Source organism: Pseudomonas sp., from assembly GCF_037994325.1.
GTDB lineage: Bacteria > Pseudomonadota > Gammaproteobacteria > Pseudomonadales > Pseudomonadaceae > Aquipseudomonas.
In genome coordinates this window covers 1-1,500 of sequence record NZ_JBBNAH010000034.1, presented here as the reverse complement: position 1 = coordinate 1,500, position 1,500 = coordinate 1, and the positions used below count along the sequence as shown (strand labels likewise).

2 protein-coding genes are annotated in these 1,500 nt (G+C 54.5%); one reads left to right on the top strand and one right to left on the bottom strand.

What is annotated here, in order from left to right; translation table 11 throughout:
* Positions 1 to 1,122: hypothetical protein (locus tag AAAB16_RS01135; protein ID WP_340661675.1), on the top strand; the 1,122-nt coding region annotated here is incomplete at its 5' end.
* Positions 1,123 to 1,193: 71 nt separating this feature from the next.
* On the opposite strand, the gene AAAB16_RS01130 is transcribed toward AAAB16_RS01135, so the two are convergent.
* A partial coding sequence (locus AAAB16_RS01130; RefSeq protein WP_340661674.1) for a TonB-dependent receptor occupies positions 1,194 to 1,500 on the bottom strand: 307 nt, incomplete at its 5' end.

Below are 1,500 nucleotides of genomic sequence, written 5' to 3'. Positions count from 1 at the left end.
CTTAAAAACCTGCGCTATGCCAAAGAATTCAGCGAAATTCCTGCGCAGCAGCGGCCATCAATTAACGATTTCGCCAAGTCCAAAAACATAACCAGTGGCAACCTACGTAGATGGATTTATTCCGATGGTCGTTGGAAAAAAGGGCCTTATGCCATCGAGGCCCTTGCCAATGCCAGCGAAACAGCGCCACGTCCCCCGGAGCTTGCCAGATCGGACTTGCCCGACACGCTGTCGCTGGCGAGCGGACGGGACGACGTTCATCAGACTGACCCTGGGTTGACTCCCCCGGTCCTTACCGGCGCTGAACACGGCATGGCAACGCCGCAGGGCACGACGGCGCGTGCCGACCAACAACTGCTTGTTGATCCGGCCGGACGGTTTAATCGAAAGTTGACTGAAACGCTCTACCGTGAATATGTCGAAAGCGATCGTTCATCTGTATTAAATTTCATCGGGTTCAAACAGTATCTTGAGTCCAAAGGATTTGTTATTCCCGAGACCATCGAGAGTTTTAACGACATACCGTACAGAGGGGTTTTGCGCGATAACCTGATGGAAGCTGCGCAGCGTTTTATGTCTTCGCCGAGAGATATGACCCTTGCGAAATTTGCCGCCAGCGAGGGAATTTCCCGGCACCAACTATCGGCACTGGTGGCCAATGATAAGAAGCCAAAAGCGCACAGTTTGAAGATGGCGACCTATCTGGAATCGCAGCGCACATCGCGTTCGGGCCAAACCCCGGCGCCTGAAACATCTGCGCCGAGTGTGAAGTCAGGTGCCTTGCCTGCGCCCACAGACCTGGAGCTGGCAATGTACTGGGCGTCTGCTGCGATAAAGGACCCTCAGATCTCATTCGAAGCCTACGCCGAAGCCAATGGCACTTCGATTGCCGCGCTAGCGAAATACGTCAATCGCGAGAAAAAACTTAACTTAAACAACCCTGAGTTGGCGGCGTTTCTGGGTAACGCAACGTCTGGGCAAACCTCGGTTTCAGCCCCACCACGACCAAGCGTTGCAACACCGGCGACAGGGCATGCAACGCCAGTTACGGGCGATGACGCTTCTTCGCAGCATGCTTCTGCGGCGGTACGCGACGCGGAGTCGGAGACTGAGGGCGACTAGCGTTACGAGCGTGTAGCCCGCAAACAATAACGCCGGGCTAGCCCGGCGTTACGTTGTTGAGGAAAGCCGATTTAGAAGTCGGCTTTTAGGGTCAGGGTGTAGTTGCGTGGGTCGCCGAATACGCTACTGGCATACAGCCAACCGATCGAGGAGTAGTAACGTTTGTCAAAAATGTTGTTGGCATTCACCGCCACGCTGTAGGTCTTATCGAACTGATAAGCGACGCGGCCATTCCAAACGCTGTATCCGCCTTGCTCGATTTTGCCTATGCCATCTGTTTCCTGGAAATTGGAGTTGTAGTTAGCGCTTTGCACCGTTCCACCGGCACCGATGCTCCACTTTTCCAGCTCGCCGGGCAATTTGTAGTCGGCCCAGATT